2 protein-coding genes are annotated in these 1,812 nt (G+C 42.5%); both read left to right on the top strand.

Annotated features, from left to right (window positions below; translation table 11 throughout):
- The first annotated feature begins 79 nt into the window (after window positions 1-79).
- Window positions 80-961 (top strand): ribonuclease HIII, encoded by an 882-nt coding sequence (rnhC, locus tag HT699_RS10165; RefSeq protein ID WP_172934340.1) that lies wholly within the window; start codon window positions 80-82, stop codon window positions 959-961.
- A gap of 3 nt (window positions 962-964) precedes the next feature.
- Window positions 965-1,579 carry a signal peptidase I gene (gene lepB, locus HT699_RS10160; RefSeq protein ID WP_004245100.1) on the top strand — a complete coding sequence of 205 codons (615 nt, stop codon included), beginning with the start codon at window positions 965-967 and terminating at the stop codon, window positions 1,577-1,579.
- Window positions 1,580-1,812 lie beyond the last annotated feature (233 nt).

The raw sequence follows: 1,812 nt of genomic DNA, 5'->3' as shown, positions 1-1,812 counted from the left end.
TAAAGTCGGGATTATACCAAAATTCGCTAATTTTGTCAGTTTTTACAAATTTGCCTGCTTTTGTGGTACAATAGAAACTATGGCAAGTATAACACTCACACCAAGTGAAAAGGAGATTCAGACTTTTCTTGAACACTACCAAACTAGTCTAGCTCCCAGCAAGAATCCCTATATTCGCTACTTTTTGCGACTACCTCAAGCAACGGCTTCTATCTATACTTCTGGAAAGGTCTTGCTTCAGGGTGAAGGAGCTGAGAAATATGCTAGTTTCTTTGGCTATCAAGCTGTAGAGCAAACCAGCGGACAAAATCTTCCTTTGATTGGGACAGATGAGGTTGGAAATGGTTCCTACTTTGGTGGGCTGGCAGTTGTTGCATCCTTTGTCACACCAGACCAGCATGACTTCTTGCGAAAACTCGGTGTGGGAGATTCTAAAACTCTGACCGACCAAAAGATTCGTCAGATTGCCCCTATCCTCAAGGAAAAAATCCAGCACCAAGCACTGCTTCTCTCACCAAGCAAGTACAATGAGGTCATCGGAGACCGCTACAATGCTGTTTCGGTTAAGGTTGCCCTCCATAATCAGGCTATCTATCTCCTCCTTCAAAAAGGTGTTCAGCCTGAGAAAATTGTGATTGATGCCTTTACCAGTGCTAAAAATTATGACAAGTACTTGGCACAAGAGGCCAATCGTTTCAGCAATCCTATCAGCTTAGAAGAAAAGGCTGAGGGCAAATACTTGGCTGTCGCAGTTTCTTCTATCATTGCGCGTGATCTTTTTCTGGAAAATCTTGAAAATCTAGGACGAGAACTGGGCTATCAACTTCCAAGTGGAGCTGGAACAGCTTCTGACAAGGTGGCTAGCCAGATTTTGCAAGCCTATGGTATGCAGGGACTCAACTTCTGCGCCAAACTGCACTTTAAAAATACTGAAAAAGCGAAAAAACGCTTAGAAAGGTAAATTATGAATTCATTTAAAAATTTCCTAAAAGAGTGGGGATTATTCCTCCTGATTCTGTCATTACTAGCTTTAAGTCGTATCTTTTTTTGGAGTAATGTCCGCGTAGAAGGACACTCCATGGATCCTACCCTAGCGGATGGCGAAATTCTCTTTGTCGTTAAGCACCTCCCTATTGACCGTTTTGATATCGTGGTGGCCCATGAGGAAGATGGCAATAAGGACATCGTCAAGCGCGTCATCGGAATGCCTGGCGATACTATCCGTTACGAAAACGATAAACTTTACATCAATGACAAAGAGACAGACGAACCTTACCTAGCTGACTACATCAAACGTTTCAAGGATGACAAACTCCAAAGCACATACTCAGGCAAGGGATTTGAAGGAAATAAAGGAACTTTCTTTAGAAGTATTGCTGAAAAAGCCCAAGCCTTCACAGTTGATGTCAACTATAATACCAACTTTAGCTTTACTGTCCCAGAAGGAGAATACCTTCTCCTTGGAGACGACCGCTTGGTTTCTAGCGACAGTCGTCACGTAGGTACCTTCAAAGCAAAAGATATCACAGGGGAAGCTAAATTCCGCTTCTGGCCAATCACCCGTATCGGAACATTTTAAGAGACCTAAGAGGCCGAGAATCAAGAATCTCAGCCTCTTCTTCTATCGTGAGAATATGATTATTCACTATCCAGTTTGATTAAGATAGAAACAAAGTTATACTCAATGAAAATCAAAGAGCAAACTAGGAAGCTAGCCGCAGGTTGCTCAAAGCACTGCTTTGAGGTTGTAGATAGAACTGACGAAGTCAGTAACATATATACGGCAAGGCGAAGCTGACGTGGTTTGAAGAG

This window comes from Streptococcus sp. 1055 (assembly GCF_013276815.1).
In the GTDB taxonomy this organism is placed as follows: Bacteria; Bacillota; Bacilli; order Lactobacillales; family Streptococcaceae; genus Streptococcus; species Streptococcus pseudopneumoniae.
This window is presented reverse-complemented; position numbering and strand designations above follow the sequence as displayed.

Excerpts from the sequence above, each read along its gene's own strand:
- lepB (WP_004245100.1), top strand. The coding sequence starts at position 965 with ATGAATTCATTTAAAAATTTCCTAAAAGAGTGGGGATTATTCCTCCTG.
- rnhC (WP_172934340.1), top strand. The coding sequence starts at position 80 with ATGGCAAGTATAACACTCACACCAAGTGAAAAGGAGATTCAGACTTTT.